This is a genomic window from Kribbella sp. NBC_01510 (genome assembly GCF_045040325.1).
Lineage (GTDB): Bacteria > Actinomycetota > Actinomycetes > Propionibacteriales > Kribbellaceae > Kribbella.
This window is the reverse complement of record NZ_CP109418.1, coordinates 1673417-1688693: the sequence shown is the minus strand read 5'-3', so window position 1 is coordinate 1688693 and position 15277 is coordinate 1673417. Positions and strand designations below refer to the sequence as shown.

Sequence of the window (15277 nt, the reverse complement as noted above, 5' to 3'; positions counted from 1 at the left end):
CCGAGTTCGGGACGTTGGCAAGCAGTCGCTCAGCGCAGGCGGCGGTCTACGAATCCCGACTCGAAGCTTCCAACGGAGACTGCCTGGCGAAGCGCGTCTACAGTTGTGTGCTCCTGCGTGAGGTGACCGAGATCCTTCGCCATCCACTCGAAGGATCGAAGGCGTTCGTCGACTGTCACGAGGTCATGCGTGTGATCGAACATCATCGTGAAGTAGGAGCGATGATCGTCGAATCGCGTGCCGACCACCTCATCCGGCACTGCCGATCCAAGTAGCGCATAGTCCACGACGACGTGACCGTTGTTGGCGCGACGGATGGCCTCATCACCCGTCCAGGCCCGGACTGCCGCTCCCACAGTCATGGCCCGCCGTGACCATGCGGCGCCGCGATCCAACTCGAAGACCCACGTGAGTTCGTCAGAAGTCACGAACCACCGGGCACCCCGTGCACGACTCATCCCAGCGGCGTCCATTGCGGTGACGACAAGATGTCGGATTTCGTGGGCCTCCACGCCGCACATCCTGTCACCCCTGCAACGCACGGATCTGCCGCCGAGGGTAAAGCGCGCTCATGCCGATGTGCGGATGTCCCCAAACCGCGCCGGGCGGCCTAGCGTGAACCCACGGTGACAGCGACGACCCGGAGGCGACCATGGACCAGGAAGAGATCTGCGCGGAGATGGATCGCGTCCGAAACGACTACCGAGATCTCGTCGACACCGCCACAGTCGCCGAGCTTCGCAAGCCAACCGACGGCACGAAGTGGAACAACGAGCAGTTGCTGTTCCACATGCTCTTCGGGTACTTACTGGTGCGGAACCTGAGGATTCTCGTCTGGGGGTTTTCCCGACTACCCGACGGCGCGTCCCGGCGGTTCGCCGCGCTCCTGAACGCCGGCGCCCGCCCGTTCCACGTCATCAACTTCGTTGGCTCCCTGTTCGGTGCGCGCACTCTGGGATACGCCCGGATGGAGCGGCTCATGGACCGCGTGCTGAGCAACCTCCAGACATCGCTGCGAACACGGCCGGAGCGTGCACTGGACCGAGGCATGCATTTCCCAGTCCGTTGGGACCCCTACTTCACGGACTACATGACACTGCGGGACGTCTACCACTACGCCACCCAGCACTACGACCACCATCGCAAGCAACTGACCCTCGCGAGCGTTCGGGGGTCGTGAGGCTCGGGTCCTGAACGCGCGGATCTGCCGCGTTGAGGGCAGGCTACGCACGTATCGGTCATCCGCCGAAATGCGTGGACCTCAACCCCGGCTGGGGCACCATGGGCGCGTGCCTGATCGAGTCATGTTCGTCCAACTCAAGACCGGCCACGGAACCGACCAAGGGCCGGCCTGGATCAGCCGTGTGAGGTTCAACAGAACCTGGAAGACGGCCTATTGGCACGGCCGAACCCTGGCCCGCGGCAAGGGCATGTGGGACGCGAACTTCTACGACACAGACACGCACGAGGAGTTCTGGCTGTCCGGCCCTCATCGCGACCGTCGAGACACTCGTTGGAGCAACATCGAGCCGACGGTGGACGACGACGTCCTCGACGTCTACAACGCCTTCCTCGACGGCGCCCCCCTGCCCGGACGTGAGCGTGGCTGAACGCCCTGACATGCCGCGGAGAGTGAAGCGCGCTGATGCCGAATTCAGGAAGTTGCTCAGCGGACTAGATCGCCGTCCACCTGCGGCTGGAGGAGCGCGCGGTTCGGATACCGTCGGGCTATGGCCGGCTGGGAGAGTCTGCGTGTGGATCTGCGGCGGTTGCGCGACGAGTCACCGGGCGCGCTCGTGGTATTTCCTGCCCCCGATTTCGAGCGGCGTGAGCGGCGGTTCCGCATCGATCTGGCCGCCTGGGCAACCGACATCGCGGTCATGTTGAACGCGAAGTACGGGGACGTTGTGGATCTGCGTGTCGGGGCGATGACCTTTCCGGCCAGACAGCTGTGGGTGACCGACTACTCACGCCAACTACACGGAGAACCTGCTGAATCCGCCGGGCTCGACGTGCAACCCCTGTCTCCGTTGACGGTCCGGACCGGCTGGTACAAGCACCAAGACGTGCTGGTAACGAATCGGGCCGCGCACGAGCAAGTGCTCCTCACCGCCGGCGACCTGACATCAGCGGTGACCGACAGCTCCGGCAGCGTGGTCGGTCTGTACGTCGGCCCGCACACCATGGCCCGGGTGGGGTTCGCCATCGAACCTCACCAGAGCCGCCCCGTGCCCGTCCTGATCGGCACAGCCTCGGTGGTTCCCGACCTGGGGTACGCAGTCCCGCCCGGACAGTGGCAGCTGGTCATCGCACCACAGACCGACAACGGCAACATCCTGACGGCGCCGATGGAAATCACCATTACGCCGTAAACAGCACGAGGAGCTCCGCTCAGCGGCTCACTGGGATGCACCCCACACCCCATCGACTTTCATGCCGGGCCCTTGGGGACAACCAAGAACGCACTGATTTGCCGGTGTCCGGTGCACTCACGATGAGTGGACTCCGACCTGGGCTAGCGTGTCGGCGTGCTCCTCACAAGCGGCAACATCCAAGAGGAGTTCCTAAGGACCTTTCCGCAGGCAGCCGCCGCTGTTGAGGCAGACGACGGCGCAGATCCCGCAGGGCGCGTCGACTGGGTGTTCCGCCACGATGTGATGCCCCACGCCATTGGCGACCCGGCTGCCCTGCGCGATGTCTTCGCCTGGATTGAGCGATTGCTGCAGTCCACTGACAGCATGATCGACTACTGGACTGCAGTACGCCTCCTTGGTCGGACGTTGGGGTGGCCGGAATGGGTGCCTCTCGTCGAGGCGCACGCAGGGCCACTGCTTGCGACAGCGATGAGCAGATAAACCTACGCCTCAGCCGCACGCTCATGCCGCTGTCAGCGCGAACCAACATGCCGATGAGCGCGCTTTGCCGTCCTGCCGATCTCAGAGCATCGCGCGTCGTGCAGGATGTTCGCCATGGGCGTGCTGTTCGACTACTTCGCAGCTGCATCCGATGAGGAAGCGGCGACCGTCGTTGATCGTGTTGGTGGCCCCGGGTCCCAGGCGACGATGATTACTCTCCCTGAAGGGCGGCAGCGCGGGATATTCCGGCGCAAGCGCCCGGCGCCAGAGCCCGCGCTCGGCGCAGATCCCGACCTCGTCGTTCACGACACGCTTTCGGTCAAGGGCATTGACCCTGTCGTGCAACTGGGAACGCTCGAGGAACTGCTCACGGGGCGGCCATACGACGAGGTGGTCGACGATCCTCGAAGCGGTCACAACCTCGCAATGCGCGACGGGGGTGAGCGCCTTGTGGTGACCCCCTGACCCCCTGACCGCGGCCCTCGCCGAGGCCGGCGACGAGACCTTGGAGCGAGTGGCCTGAAACGGAAGAGTTCTGGAACGCGGCCGGCCCAACTGACCTCGCGGAGTTCCTGAAGGAGTTGGCCGGACTTGCCCAGCGAGCGCGGGCTGGCGATCAGAAGCTCTACTGCTGGATCTGTGTCTAGCCACTGAGACGTGCGCTTGGCCGCGGGCCGCGACCGAGGGTGGTCGAGATGCATGGCATGACTCGTGGCACGAAACGACGGCTACGCATGGGGAATCTCGCGCTTGCTGCGGGTGCCCGTGTTGCTAGAAGCGCTGGTAGAGAGCGGATGCGACGCTGTCGTTCTTCCTCGCAATGAGAAGGTCGGTTCGATTCCGACAGGCGGCTCCGCCCGGAGCACCAAGAAACCCCAGGTCAAGGCACATGACCTGGGGATCTTTCATCTCTCGGTCCCATTAGAGGGCCTAGCGGTCGTGCTAACGCGGTCGCAGCGCGGACTGGTCCGGGCCGCCTTCGTCCTCCTCGTTCGGAGGAGCGTTCCGGCCGCAGCGACGGCGATGGAGTCAGTTGGCCCTGGGTTGCGGCTTGAAGCGGCGAACTTCGTGTGGCCAACCGCAGGCCTCTGCGACCTTGGCCGCCCACATCTTGGCGGTCTCGTCATCGGCCACGTTCACCAGAGCGAACCCGCCCAGAAACTCCTTGGTCTCGACGTATGGTCCGTCGGTGAGCAACACCTCGCCACTGGTGGGGTCGGCGCTGTAGACCGGGCCGTCCTCCTCCTCCAGCCCCCCGGCGAAGACGTAAACGCCGGCAACCTTCATCTCGTCCACGACCGCCCTGGCGAGTGGCCCGCGCCCGCCGAACCACTCTTCGGTGTGGTCACCCACCCACTGTTGGTTGAAGTAGATGAGGTACTCGGGCATGTCTGCTCCTTCGGCTCGAGCGGACCCGCTGTCCGCCTCCACCTACGCTACGAACGGCGCCCGGTGGATACGACAGGCTTTCGGCAAGAGTTTTCACGGGACCTCCGCCGTACGGCCTCCGCTCAGGCGCCATGTATCCCGTGTTCGCGGAAATCCTCGGCCACAGCCAGCCCGACACCACCGCGGTCTGCGAACGGGTCCCTGACGGGGCGCGCTCCTGACCGCTGTGGGGGCCACGAGCGGGCGACATGAGCGCTATGACGCCGAAGTTCATCCGGATGCGTGTCGGGCCTGCTCCAGGTTCGACTGGTGGGGGCCGGAGAGCCAGTCTTGATCCAGACGCGCGTCGACCGGTTCCTCTCCTCGCCGCAACGCGTCGATGTAGGCACGATCGGCGGCCAGGCGGGCCGCCGCCTCGGGACCCTTGGCAACGGCGCCGTGGCCGGGGACCACGACATCGACGTGCCTGGCAGCCTCACCCAGCCGGTCGAGTGCCGTCTCGTAGGCGCTCACCTGATCGGGGCGGCGAGGGTCGAGGAGCGGGATCAGGACGTCGGAGAGCATGTCGCCGGCAACCAGGACGCCACGGTCCGCGAGGAGGACCGCGGCGTGGCCGATGGCGTGCGCCTGATGCTCGACGATCTCGCCGGGCACGGGTCCGCCGTCCTCGGGCAGCGGGGTGAGGAGCCCGATCAGTTCGAGAGGGATGCCCGACGCGCTCTCCGCTGCCATTTTCTGTGCCCGCTCTCGGGCTTCGCTAGCTACCTGGGCGCCGCCGGGAGTGGCGTAGCGCGGCACCTCACCGAACCGGGGATGCCACAGCAGGTGGTCCCAGTGGGGATGGGTGGAGAACCCGGCAACCACCGGAATGCCGAGCCGGTCCACGTCATCGGCGAGTTCGTTCAGATCGGAACCGTCGATGCCAGGATCGACCAGGATCAACCCACCCTCCCCGCGCACCACGATGGCATTGCTCCAGACCCACTCGCTTTGACGGACCCAGACACCGTCAGCCACCTGATTCAGCATCCATCGACTCTGTCAGTACAGCCACCCCGGCGCAATCACGCTGAGCAGGAGAATGCGCCGGGTCTGCGCGTCCTGCCGGATTAACCTCTGATGGATCGGCCGGCACCCGAGCGGCACGATGTGGAGAGGAGCCGAGCATGGGCGAAGTGACCAGCTCGCCGATGGGCAAGACCTATCTGTCCACCGCGGTGACGGAGGATGGCAAGCCCAAGCAATTGGTCTCGAACACGCGCACTCGGCTGGAGTTCGCGGAAGTGCCCAACCGGAACGACGAGGGTCCGCGCGCGTGTATGACGTCCTCAGGGCGTACGCCGGTTGCAACGAACTCTCCGGCACTGTCGACCGCACCAGAACAGAGCTGACCTCACCGGGGTCGTCCACCACCGACCACGCATGCACAGGGGAAACTGCCGAGGTGGAGACCGCGATCCTGACCACCCTCAGGGCCAAGGTCACCTACACCATCGACTACAACCGTCTGACCCTTCTGACCCCCGCCGGGACCGGCCTCGACCTCACCGCCGTCCGCTGAGCCTGAAGTCGAAGGCCCTGGTTCGACGGGGTTTCGTAGGAGACCAGCAGCCGGCCATCGGCGTGCGGAGGCCTTCAGGCGGGGGTCGGGGTTGGCCAGCCGGCGTGGTCTGCTGCCCAGGCCAGGGCTTCATCGGCGACCTGCTCCCAGCCCTTATGGGCGGGTAGCAGGTGAGGCATGCCTTCGTATTCCTTGATCTCGGTGATGGTCTTCGGGGACTTGTAGTGCTTGGCGTTGGAGCGCTGCACGCTCGGCGGCATGAGGTGGTCCTCGCCGCCGGAGACGAACAGCAGCGGGGGCCGGTTGCCGTTGTGGTAGTCGACGTGGACGTCCTGCGGGCCGGGCTCGAAGTTCGCCAGCACGCTGTTCCAGAAGATCCGCCCGGATGCCGGGACGTGGTACCGGTGGTAGAGCTCGAGGGACTCCTCCTCGGTGAAGGTGTTGGCGAACGTGTACTTCCACTGCTCGGGCGTCAGGCTGACGGCCTTGTGCCGGTTGGCCGGGTTCTTCAGCACCGGGAACGACGCCTTGAGCTGGGACAGCGGGATGACACGCACGCCCTCGGTCGGCGCGGAATTGATCGCCACACCCGCGACCCCGAATCCGTGGTCCAGCAGGACCTGCGTGAACGCACCGCCCGCGGAGTGGCCCATGAGGATCGGCGGCTCGTCGAGGGCGCCGACCACCGACTCCAGATGCGAGACGATCGCCGGGGCAGTCAGCGCCTCGATCGGCGTCGGGTCGGCGTTGAGGGCCTCGACCTCGACCTCGAACCCCGGGTAGGCGGGCGCGATGACGTGGTAGCCGGCTTGTTGGTAGCGGTCGATCCAGTGTTCCCAGCTGCGCGGTGTCACCCAGAAGCCGTGGACGAGAACGATGGTCTTCATGAGGGGCTGTCCTTCCGGCGGTAGTCGGTCTGGTGACCTACACCTCTATGTCCGAACAGCTCGGCGACATGTGACAAGAACTGTCCTCGCGCTGTTGACGTTCACCTGCGGATGCGGGCTAACTGAGGCAACGCGGTACGCCGGGGTGGCTCTGGTCGCCGTTCGACGTCAGGAGGAGTCATGGCCAACGATCGCAGCGATGCGACTGGCTTTGAGACGGATATCAAGCCCCTGTTCCGCGAGATCGACCGCCAATCGATGCTGAGGCACTTCGACCTCTGGTCATACGACGACGTCAGCCGGTACGCCGACGCGATCCTCGCGCGCCTCCGAGACGGCACCATGCCATGCGACGGCTCCTGGCCCCAGGCGCAGATCGACCTCTTCCAACGGTGGGCGGAAGATGCCAAGCCGCAATGACCGCTGACTCGGCGAGGGCGGAGGGATGCAGGGAAGGGCTTCTCTCGCGGATCGTCGCGATGGTGCTTGGGCTGGGGGTGGGGCATCCGGTCCGGGTAGGGATTGATGGGTCGGATGCGGCCGGGAAGACCACGCTCGCTGATGAGTTGGCGGAGCGGCTGCAGGGGCATCGGCCGGTGATCAGGGCTGGGGTCGATGGGTTTCGGCGGCCGCGGGATGCCAGGCCGCGGCCGGGGGAGACGTTCCCGGGTGGGTACTTCGATGACTGGTTCGACAACGAGGCCGTCGTGGATGGTTTGCTGTTACCTCTCGGGCCGGCCGGGGATCGTCGGTACACCACCATGACGTTCGATGATCGTGCGGACTTGCGGGTGGTTGCGCCGGCTCAGGTCGCGGCGTCTGATGCGGTGCTGGTGTTCGACGGGGTTTTCGTGCTTCAACCCGCGCTAGTGGCGTATTGGGAGGTGGGCCTCTACCTCCACGCCGATGAGGGCGAGATCTTGCGGCGCGGTGTTGCCAGGGACAGTGAGTGGTTCGGGGGCGAGGAGGCAGCCTTGCATGCACTGACGACGAACTTCCTCCCTGGATATCGGCGCTATCAGGAGCTGCACGACCCAGCGGCCGTCGCGCACGTCGTCGTCGACAACACCGACCCGCAGCACCCCGTCGTACAGAAATTCACTCCGCCTGCCAGTGAATGAGGACGTCGTCGGCAATGTCGTCGATGGTGCGGGCGGCTGTGTTGATCGCGAAGTCGCTGACATCGTCGGCGGTCAGTAGTGCGGACAGTTCGGCGGCGCGGGCGACGAGTTTGGTCAGACTGGCGCCGCTCTCGCGGCCGCGACCGTGGATGCGCTGTGCGAGGTCGGCGTCCGGCGCGTCGAGACGGCAGATCACCACTGGTCCGCCGGTGGCGGTCTCGAGTTGCCGGCGGTCGTTCAGGTTCTCGACGACGCCTGCGACGATGAGGCGGCGGCTGCCGGTCTGGCGGGAGTTCGACCACACCGCAGCCAGGTTGGTTGCCTTCAACCGCGACTGATGCGGGTCGTCGTCCGGAGCCGGCCAGGCAGCTCCGAGAAAGTCGAGGTCCGCGAACGCGGGCGCCAGTCCGAGGTCGGTGCAGCGATCGAACACCCGCCATCCGACGGACGTCTTGCCGACCCCCGGAGGGCCGGAGAGCACGAGAGCAGGTGGCGCTTGCACCCGACCGATGATGTCGCCCAGTACCTGCGCGCGCAAAACGATTTCTGCCGATCAGACGGAGCGAGGCGGAGAGCCGTTCTCCAGGTACGTCGCCGACCGTCGGGACGTGAGAGCGGCCGCGACCCGTGCGAACTGTTCGGCGTCCAGTAGCTGCTCGGCCTCGTCGAGAGTGGCGAATCTGAAGCTCTTCACTTCGGCCGGATCGGTCACGATGCGATCGATGTCGGCCGGCGCGAGTACGCCGCCGTCGAAGAGGAACGCGACGACCTCGGTGAAGTCGCCGGACCGGCCCATCCAGTCCACGGCGAGCAGATCGCCGGGCTCGACGTCGAGGCCGATCTCCTCCCGGACCTCGCGCTGTGCGGCGAGGCGTGGCGACTCGTCCCGCTCGACCATCCCGCCGGGAAGATCCCAGGTCGGCTTGTACGGCGGCTCGAGCACCAGCAGCCGGCCGGCTTGGTCCGTGAACAAGCAGTCGGCCGCCATCCGTTTGGTGGGGAACTGCGCGGTGAAATGAACATCGTCGCCCACGTTGCAAGCCAACCACAGGTCAGTCGGCCGGATCGAGGTAGTACCTCAGAGGGCTGTCGTGGCCATCGCGCCGGCTGCTGATGCCGACCCGTTCGGCAGCCCGGACCTGCGCTGGATCGACTGAGATGCCCCAGTCCTCCAGGAAGAGGTCGGCACCCGTGAGGTCGGCGCCGTACAGGTCCTTGGTGATCTGGAAGGATCGGCAGAGCTTGCCGGGCGAGTTGGCGAGCTGATCGGCGCCTCGTGGCTTGTCCCACTCGGCGGTCATGGCTTCGACGCCCTCGACCGGTGTCGCGCCGCGGATGAAGATCACGTCGGGTACGTCGGCCCGGTTCACGACGGCGGCGAACTGATGCCACTGGCCATAGATCAGGTACACGTACGCGACACCGCCGGCCCCCCACATCACGGAGGTCCGTGGCGTCTTCTTGTTCCCGTGGTGGACCGCGTCGGTGAAGGCCGGGTAGGCCTCGACGTCGCGGATCACACCGGCGACGCGGCCGGCGCGGGTCTGGCGGACGAGGACCTTGCCCAGGAAGTCGGTCGCGCAGTCCGACGCCGGGCGCAGATAGAAGTCGCGCGCTAGCTTCCTGGCGGACAACGGGCGAACGGGCGACCTCATCGACCCATCATCGCGCCTACGATCGCTCACCTGGCGAGGAGGTGGATGTGTCGGTTGATGAGCGGGCGGCTCGGGCGGAGGGGCGGCTACGGGCGGCGTACGGGATTGTCCGGGATCTCGAGCTGCTGGAGCGGTGGGGGAAGTACGGCGAGGTGGTGATTGTCGGGTCGGTTGGGATCGGGGTTGTGGAGCCGCTGGACATCGACATGGAGATCCATTCGGATGAGCCGCGGGTGGCTGACGGGTTCGCGGTGATGGCGGCGTTGGCCGAGTTGCCGAAGGCGCGGCGGATCACCTACCTCGATGCTCGCGATCGGCACGAGCAAGGGCAAAACTGGAAGCTCGAGTACGAGCTCACCTCGGATGAGACGTGGACGATCGACACGTGGGTCTTCGAGCATGCGTCGACTGTCGCGAGCGGTGCGGCGTTGACCGCGGCTCTTCGAGAGGCACTGACCCCGGAGACTCGAGACCGGATCCTTGCCATCAAAGAGGAAGCCGAAGGGTTGGGGGAGCGGGCGCGTGGCTACTGGCTTTATCAGGCGGTGTTGGATGCCGGCGTCAACAACTACGCCGAGTACCGGGAGTGGCTCGGGGATTGGAACATCTACGAGCGGACGTCGTGGATGCCTCGCCGCGGCTCCCTCTCGAGCCCATCGTGACACCCCCTCTCAACCTTGAACTTTTGGGAACTCCCAACGCCACGACTCCGCGGCCAGCGTGAAGGTCCAGTCCGCGCGTACGCCGTCAGCCAGATAACCGACCGTGGGTACGGCGATCGGCGGATAAGGCACGTGCCGCAACAGCCGGACGGCGTCCGCACGCGAGAACCACTGCGCATCCATCACCGACCCATCGGGATCGTCGATCGCGAAGGAAGGGTCGCTCACCGACACCACGTAGTTCCACGACCGCGACAGCGTCCGCCCGGCCTCGACCGCGTGAGTCGTCCACACAAGTTCCAGCGCATCCGCGTCGACCCGCAGCCCGGTCTCCTCGCGCAACTCACGAACCGCCCCGTCCGCCGGCCTCTCCCCAACCTCGACCGCGCCACTCGGCAGGTTCCAGTACGCCGCGTCCCACCCCTCGTACTGCTCCCGCACCAGCGCAAGCCGGCCGTCGTACTGCGCAATCACTCCGGCATACCGACCCATCCGCCGAGCCTAGGACGTCAGTCGGGAGCTCGTAGTTCCGGAAGGGGAGTGTCCGGAATGGGGTTTACGGTGCCGGTATGACTGAGACATGGTGGGAACCTCCGCTGGCTGGTACCGAGGCTGAGCACCTGATCGGGGCGCTCGATCGGCTGCGTACGACGTTCCGCTACAAGGTCGACGAGCTCGACGCGGCCGGGATGCAGGCGCGGATCGGGGCGTCGACGATCACGCTCGGGGGTCTGCTGAAGCACCTGGCGGCGAACGAGGACTACATGTTCACCGTGAAGTTCCGCGGCGAACCGATGGACTCGCACTGGGACGAGAACGGATGGCAGGACGACAACGACTGGGAGTTCAACTCCGCGGCCGACAACACGCCCGAGGAGCTCTACGCGCTCTGGGATGGCGCGGTCGCCCGCTCGCGGGAGCGCGTCACCGCTGCCCTCGCCGACGGTGGGCTCGACCAGCCCGCGCATATCAGCTGGCCCGACGGCCGGCACGCGAGCCTGCGCCGCCTCGTCTTCGACCTCGTCGAGGAGTACGGCCGCCACACCGGCCACGCCGACCTCCTCCGCGAAGCCGTCGACGGCCGCGTCGGCGAGGACCCGCCCCCCGGCTGGCACCCCGTAGGCGCCCGCACGCCACAAACCGCCTGACCCTGTACGACGGCCCGGCGCTGACCACCCACCGGGCCGCCGTACGAAGGACTCATTTGACCCGTGTGAGCGTGCCGTCAGCCGCTACGGAAATGGTGCTGCTCACGCCGTCGACCTTCAAGGTGATGCGTACGCCGGAGCCCTGCTGCGACGTGGTGTAGGCGACGGCCCCCTTGCTGCGGGTTGGGACGATGACGGACAGGATCGACGCGGTGCGGCCGGAGCGGGTGAACTTCACGACCGGGGCGGGGTGGCGCTTGTCGATGGTGGTGTAGTGCCAGCCCTGGATCGGGTCGGTGTTGCCGGTTGCGACCTGGATCGGCGTGGTCTGCTGCTGGAACGGGATCTGCAGCAACGTCGTCTTGACCCGATCGCCCGGCCTCGCGGCCACCGCAGAGTTGCCGTTGACAACCACCTTCTGGTCCTCCGGCAGATGCCACAACGTCTGGTAGTCCTGGGACGACGGTGACGTCCCGCGGTCCAGCACGACCATCAGGTCCGGATCCTTCAGCACCAGCACGCCCCGGGTCCGGTCGATCCCCTTGCCCAGGGAGTCATGCAGCTCGTAGAACTCCGACGTCGGCGCGATCGACGACCGCGTCAGCTTGGTCTCCGGGTGTTCCGCGGCGGTGGACAACACCGTCATCTCGTTGTGCGAGAACTGGCTCTTCGCCCAGCTCCGCCAGTCGTCCATCTTGTAGCCGGCGTGCCCGCCGTCGATCAGGACGTCCCGGCCGTGCGAGGTGTAGGTGATCGACGTGTGGTCCTCGTGCCCATGCAGCTTGCGCGCCGGCCCGAACCTGATGCTGTACGTCGATTCCTGGGTGAACGGCCGCGTCTCACCCCACCCGGTCCGGCCGAAGATGTACCCGGCGTCGAAGATCCCGATCCGCTGGGTCGGCCGGATCCCTTGCGCGCCGAGGGTCCCGGCGTACTCGAGAACCGTGCCGGGGACCGGCGCGGTGCGGACCACCTCGGAGTCGCCGATCTGGTGCAGGTTGCCGAGCGAGTTGGTGGCGAGCGCGAGCCACTTCGCGAGTTCGCGCCGGCGTGCCTTGATCGTCGTACCGGGGTCGACGCCGCACTTCTCCAGCACGTCGATCGCCCGGCCCCAGAGCGAGTAGTTGAACTGGGCGTACGCCGTCGACTGCTCGTTGGTCGAGCCCTGGGTGTCGATCGACGTCTTGATCGCGCTGGTCAACCGATCCGCGGCGACCTTCTTCAGATCGCTCCGCCCGAGCGTGCAGCCAACCCCGAAGAGGGCAAGGCTCTCGTCGGTGCCGTGGTTCCAGTCACCGCTCCAGTTCTTCCGCAGGAACCACGCGTGGTCCAGCAGCGCCTTGTCCAGCCACGCGTACTCCCGCGGCAGCCGCGACACATGCAGCCCGGATAACGTTGCCTGACGCAAGCAAATCAGCACGTTGGTGCGGTGCATCGTCGACTCGTACGCGCCGATGTCCGACTTCCACGAGTACGGGTTGTCCTTCACCCAGTCGTGCGCGATCGCGCTGACCCGCTGCAGCGCACGCCGATCGCCATTGCCGGCCGCCACGATTCCCTGGCCCAGCCAGCGCAGCGAGTGCAGCCACATGTACCAGCTGGGGTTCTTGTCCGGGTTCACCCGCCAGTTGATGTTTCCCTTGCCGTCGCCCACCTTGTACGGCGCCGTCGTACCCCACGTGAACGTGTCGCGATAGAGGTTGGCCAACGGGTTCGCGTGATCGATCCCGCTGTACGCCGGGCACGTGTAGGTGTTGCGCTTCGCCGGCGTCGGCGGGGCGGTCGGAGGTTCGGCCGTTCGGACAACGGTCGGGTCCGGGGCGGCCTCCGGCTTCGAGCCGCCCCGCGGGATCATCAGCGCGGTCGCCAGGACGGCGACGCTCGCCGCCAGCGCGATGGCGAGCCGGACCGTCGTTCCAGCTGTGCGGGGATGTCTCGCGGGCATTGCTCGTCCTCACCGCATGCCCAGGGCACGCCTGTTCTGGCCTAGACCTGAATTAGGACCGAACGAGTCCCTGGATTCCGGTCCGGTGGTTTGCGTGACACGCCTCGATTCCGCGGCGTCGGCGGGTGCTACTGGGTAGACGTCAGGCGGTCCGGAGAAGGTTGCAACCGGCATCGATCACGGTGCCGTCACTCCACGTCCAGGTACGTCGCCATGCACATTGGGACAGCTCATCGCGTCCAGGTGGATCCCCCCGAGGTCAGAATGTTTCCTCTGTCTGTCTAGATGCCCTGACTCAGGGAAAGGTTGTGCGGATCGCCGACTCCGGTTCAGCCGTGCTGGATCGCCTGCAGAATCAAGGTGTTGCGGGCCGTCTGCCCGGCCGGGACTGTCGTGTGCCGGCCATCCCGCAGGTCGGTCCGCATCCGCTCGGGACGGGCCGCGAGGAACTCGGCCCAATGCACGATCCGCAGGTTCCGGTAGCGCTCTTGGGCCTGGGCCAACTGGAGATCGACCCACTCACTGTTGCGCTGATCGGCGACCTGCACAGAGGCCGGCTCGTCGGTCCGCGACACCTGGACGTTCACCCAGTACACGGTCCGGCTGGGCCCTGCGATCCACAGCGCCCGATCGACCTGCGCGGTGAACGCCGGCGGGTCGAAGATGTCGTTCGAACCGACCGCCATCACGATCCGATGCGGCAGCCCGTACACGCGGGCCCACGCAGCCATGGCGTCGACGGCAGCCGACGTCGGCTGACCGGCCCAGCTGTACTCGGCGAACGACGCACCCGTCCGCTGAGCCAGAAGTCGCCCGAGTGCCTCCCCGTCCTGTACGGCGATGCTGTCGCCGAACAGCAGGACCCCGTCAGTCGCCACGACGTGGCGGACGTGCGCACCACTGGAGATCACCTTGGCGTTGGACCGCCAGGAACCGATCCTGCCCGACCCGTAGCCACCATTGCTCGTGGCGGGAGCGGCGGCGGCCTTCGCATGGGCAGTGGGGGACTCGAGATGGATGAGTACCAGCAGCGTTGCGGTCAGGACCGCGACGATGACCGCGGATGTCGCCCCGCCGCGAGCGGTGGCGAGCGCATGATGCCGGAGCATGCGTGGACCTCCCTGTGACGCCGTACCCATCCTGATAACGCGGAAGGCGGCGCAGGGGTTGCCATCCTCAGGGACTGCCTTGCAGCGCGTCGGCGATCAGGTCGTTGCGCGCGGCCCGACCGACCGGCGAACTGGTGTGGACACCGTCGCGCAGGTACTTCCCCAGTCCGGCCGGCTGCGAGTTGAGGAACTCGGACCAGTGGATGATCTTCAGGTTGGGGTGGCGCGCCGCGGCTTCCTCCAGCTGCTGGTTGATCCATGCGCTGTTGGCCCGGTCGGCGGCCTGGACGTCGGCGCTCTGGCGGAACCGGCTCACCTCGACGTTCACCCAGTACACGGTCCGCTTCGGGCCCGCGATCGCCATCGTCCGCTCCACCTGCGCCCCGAACGCCGGCGGGTCGAAGATGTCGTTCGTGCCGACCGCCATCACGATCCGGCTGGGCAGGCCGTAGTCGCGCGCCCAGCCCGCCAGCGCGTCGACCGCCGCGGACGTCGGCTGACCGGACCAGTCGTGGACGGCGATCGAGTCGCCGGTCCGCGTCGCGAGCAGTTGCTCCAGTGCCAGGCCGTCCTGGACGGCGATGCTGTCGCCGAACATGAAGATCCCGTTGAACGTCAGGACGTCCCGGATCTGGTCGTCGGGCGTGATCCGCCGGAGCAGGTTCTGCCACGGGCCGAGCGTGCCCGAACCGTAGCGGCCCGGTGGCACGGTGGTAGGCCCGGGGGGTGCCGCAAGGAGGCCGGTGTCCAGGCCCGCGGGGCTCGGCGAGCGGGGCTCGAGCAGCACCAGCAGTCCGCCGATCGCGGTGAACACGGCCAGCGTCACGACGATTGCCATGGCCGGAGCGATCACGGACTCACGGAGTCTGCTCCGCATACCCTCCACTCCCCCCAGTTTCGACATACACCCTCATAACTTCTTGACGCGCTGAACCGTGGTATCCG

General features: G+C 66.6%; 22 protein-coding genes. 11 read left to right on the top strand and 11 right to left on the bottom strand.

Annotation, left to right across the window (positions count from 1 at the left end):
* Positions 1–29: 29 nt before the first annotated feature.
* Positions 30–512 carry a hypothetical protein gene (locus tag OG558_RS08350; protein ID WP_405069689.1) on the bottom strand — a complete coding sequence of 161 codons (483 nt, stop codon included), beginning with the start codon at positions 510–512 and terminating at the stop codon, positions 30–32.
* A 140-nt stretch (positions 513–652) separates the two neighbouring features.
* Between OG558_RS08350 and OG558_RS08345 the strand changes: the two genes are divergently transcribed.
* The 5 genes from OG558_RS08345 to OG558_RS08325 all read left to right on the top strand — a co-directional run bounded on the left by OG558_RS08345 (position 653) and on the right by OG558_RS08325 (position 3320).
* On the top strand, positions 653–1180 hold the full coding sequence (locus OG558_RS08345) for a DinB family protein (protein WP_405069688.1): 528 nt from the start codon (positions 653–655) through the stop codon (positions 1178–1180).
* 109 nt (positions 1181–1289) lie between these two features.
* Positions 1290–1610, top strand: a complete 321-nt coding sequence (locus tag OG558_RS08340) for a hypothetical protein (RefSeq protein ID WP_380110894.1) — start codon at positions 1290–1292, stop codon at positions 1608–1610.
* A 120-nt stretch (positions 1611–1730) separates the two neighbouring features.
* Positions 1731–2372, top strand: coding sequence for a hypothetical protein (locus OG558_RS08335; RefSeq protein ID WP_405069687.1), 642 nt, complete (start codon positions 1731–1733; stop codon positions 2370–2372).
* A 156-nt stretch (positions 2373–2528) separates the two neighbouring features.
* Positions 2529–2855, top strand: a complete 327-nt coding sequence (locus tag OG558_RS08330; protein ID WP_405069686.1) for a hypothetical protein — start codon at positions 2529–2531, stop codon at positions 2853–2855.
* 114 nt (positions 2856–2969) lie between these two features.
* Entirely contained in the window at positions 2970–3320 is a 351-nt protein-coding gene (locus OG558_RS08325; protein ID WP_405069685.1) for a hypothetical protein, read from the top strand.
* Between the two features lie 564 nt (positions 3321–3884).
* Here the strand turns inward: OG558_RS08325 and OG558_RS08320 are convergent.
* Both OG558_RS08320 and OG558_RS08315 read right to left on the bottom strand, forming a co-directional pair.
* Positions 3885–4244 (bottom strand): YciI family protein, encoded by a 360-nt coding sequence (locus tag OG558_RS08320; protein WP_329482575.1) that lies wholly within the window; start codon positions 4242–4244, stop codon positions 3885–3887.
* A gap of 270 nt (positions 4245–4514) precedes the next feature.
* Positions 4515–5273: an MBL fold metallo-hydrolase gene (locus tag OG558_RS08315; protein WP_405069684.1), complete on the bottom strand. Its 759-nt coding sequence runs from the start codon at positions 5271–5273 to the stop codon at positions 4515–4517.
* Positions 5274–5410: 137 nt separating this feature from the next.
* On the opposite strand from OG558_RS08315, the gene OG558_RS08310 reads away from it, so the two are divergent.
* The gene (locus tag OG558_RS08310) at positions 5411–5635 is read left to right on the top strand and encodes a hypothetical protein (RefSeq protein WP_405072305.1); all 225 of its coding nucleotides are present in this window, start codon (positions 5411–5413) and stop codon (positions 5633–5635) included.
* Positions 5560–5805, top strand: a complete 246-nt coding sequence (locus tag OG558_RS08305; RefSeq protein ID WP_405069683.1) for an META domain-containing protein — start codon at positions 5560–5562, stop codon at positions 5803–5805. The genes OG558_RS08310 and OG558_RS08305 overlap by 76 nt, the downstream gene beginning before the upstream one ends.
* Before the next feature lie 74 nt (positions 5806–5879).
* Here the strand turns inward: OG558_RS08305 and OG558_RS08300 are convergent, their stop codons facing one another.
* Positions 5880–6692, bottom strand: coding sequence for an alpha/beta hydrolase (locus OG558_RS08300; RefSeq protein ID WP_405069682.1), 813 nt, complete (start codon positions 6690–6692; stop codon positions 5880–5882).
* A gap of 180 nt (positions 6693–6872) precedes the next feature.
* Between OG558_RS08300 and OG558_RS08295 the strand changes: the two genes are divergently transcribed.
* Both OG558_RS08295 and OG558_RS08290 read left to right on the top strand, forming a co-directional pair.
* On the top strand, positions 6873–7112 hold the full coding sequence (locus tag OG558_RS08295) for a hypothetical protein (RefSeq protein ID WP_405069681.1): 240 nt from the start codon (positions 6873–6875) through the stop codon (positions 7110–7112).
* The gene (locus OG558_RS08290; protein ID WP_405069680.1) at positions 7109–7813 is read left to right on the top strand and encodes a uridine kinase; all 705 of its coding nucleotides are present in this window, start codon (positions 7109–7111) and stop codon (positions 7811–7813) included. Before OG558_RS08295 ends, OG558_RS08290 begins: the two co-directional genes overlap by 4 nt.
* Here OG558_RS08290 and OG558_RS08285 read toward each other — a convergent pair.
* From OG558_RS08285 to OG558_RS08275, 3 genes are read right to left on the bottom strand one after another with little or no spacing between them, the layout of a single operon-like run.
* Positions 7791–8315: a hypothetical protein gene (locus OG558_RS08285; RefSeq protein ID WP_405069679.1), complete on the bottom strand. Its 525-nt coding sequence runs from the start codon at positions 8313–8315 to the stop codon at positions 7791–7793. The genes OG558_RS08290 and OG558_RS08285 overlap by 23 nt on opposite strands.
* Positions 8316–8366: 51 nt before the next feature.
* Complete coding sequence (locus OG558_RS08280; RefSeq protein WP_405069678.1) at positions 8367–8846, bottom strand: NUDIX domain-containing protein; 480 nt, start codon at positions 8844–8846, stop codon at positions 8367–8369.
* Positions 8847–8865: 19 nt separating this feature from the next.
* The gene (locus tag OG558_RS08275) at positions 8866–9468 is read right to left on the bottom strand and encodes a DNA-3-methyladenine glycosylase (RefSeq protein WP_405069677.1); all 603 of its coding nucleotides are present in this window, start codon (positions 9466–9468) and stop codon (positions 8866–8868) included.
* Positions 9469–9515: 47 nt separating this feature from the next.
* Between OG558_RS08275 and OG558_RS08270 the strand changes: the two genes are divergently transcribed.
* Positions 9516–10130: a hypothetical protein gene (locus tag OG558_RS08270; protein WP_405069676.1), complete on the top strand. Its 615-nt coding sequence runs from the start codon at positions 9516–9518 to the stop codon at positions 10128–10130.
* 9 nt (positions 10131–10139) lie between these two features.
* Here the strand turns inward: OG558_RS08270 and OG558_RS08265 are convergent, their stop codons facing one another.
* Positions 10140–10622 (bottom strand): NUDIX hydrolase, encoded by a 483-nt coding sequence (locus OG558_RS08265; protein WP_405069675.1) that lies wholly within the window; start codon positions 10620–10622, stop codon positions 10140–10142.
* 77 nt (positions 10623–10699) lie between these two features.
* Here OG558_RS08265 and OG558_RS08260 point away from each other — a divergent pair, with 77 nt between their 5' ends.
* A complete protein-coding gene (locus OG558_RS08260; RefSeq protein WP_405069674.1) occupies positions 10700–11278 on the top strand; it encodes a DUF664 domain-containing protein in 579 nt (192 codons plus the stop codon).
* A gap of 52 nt (positions 11279–11330) precedes the next feature.
* Here OG558_RS08260 and OG558_RS08255 read toward each other — a convergent pair whose 3' ends face one another.
* The 3 genes from OG558_RS08255 to OG558_RS08245 form a co-directional block, all read right to left on the bottom strand.
* Positions 11331–13223 (bottom strand): heparinase II/III family protein, encoded by a 1893-nt coding sequence (locus OG558_RS08255; protein WP_405069673.1) that lies wholly within the window; start codon positions 13221–13223, stop codon positions 11331–11333.
* A gap of 329 nt (positions 13224–13552) precedes the next feature.
* Entirely contained in the window at positions 13553–14332 is a 780-nt protein-coding gene (locus OG558_RS08250) for a hypothetical protein (RefSeq protein ID WP_405069672.1), read from the bottom strand.
* Between the two features lie 67 nt (positions 14333–14399).
* Positions 14400–15209 (bottom strand): hypothetical protein, encoded by an 810-nt coding sequence (locus OG558_RS08245; RefSeq protein WP_405069671.1) that lies wholly within the window; start codon positions 15207–15209, stop codon positions 14400–14402.
* Positions 15210–15277 lie beyond the last annotated feature (68 nt).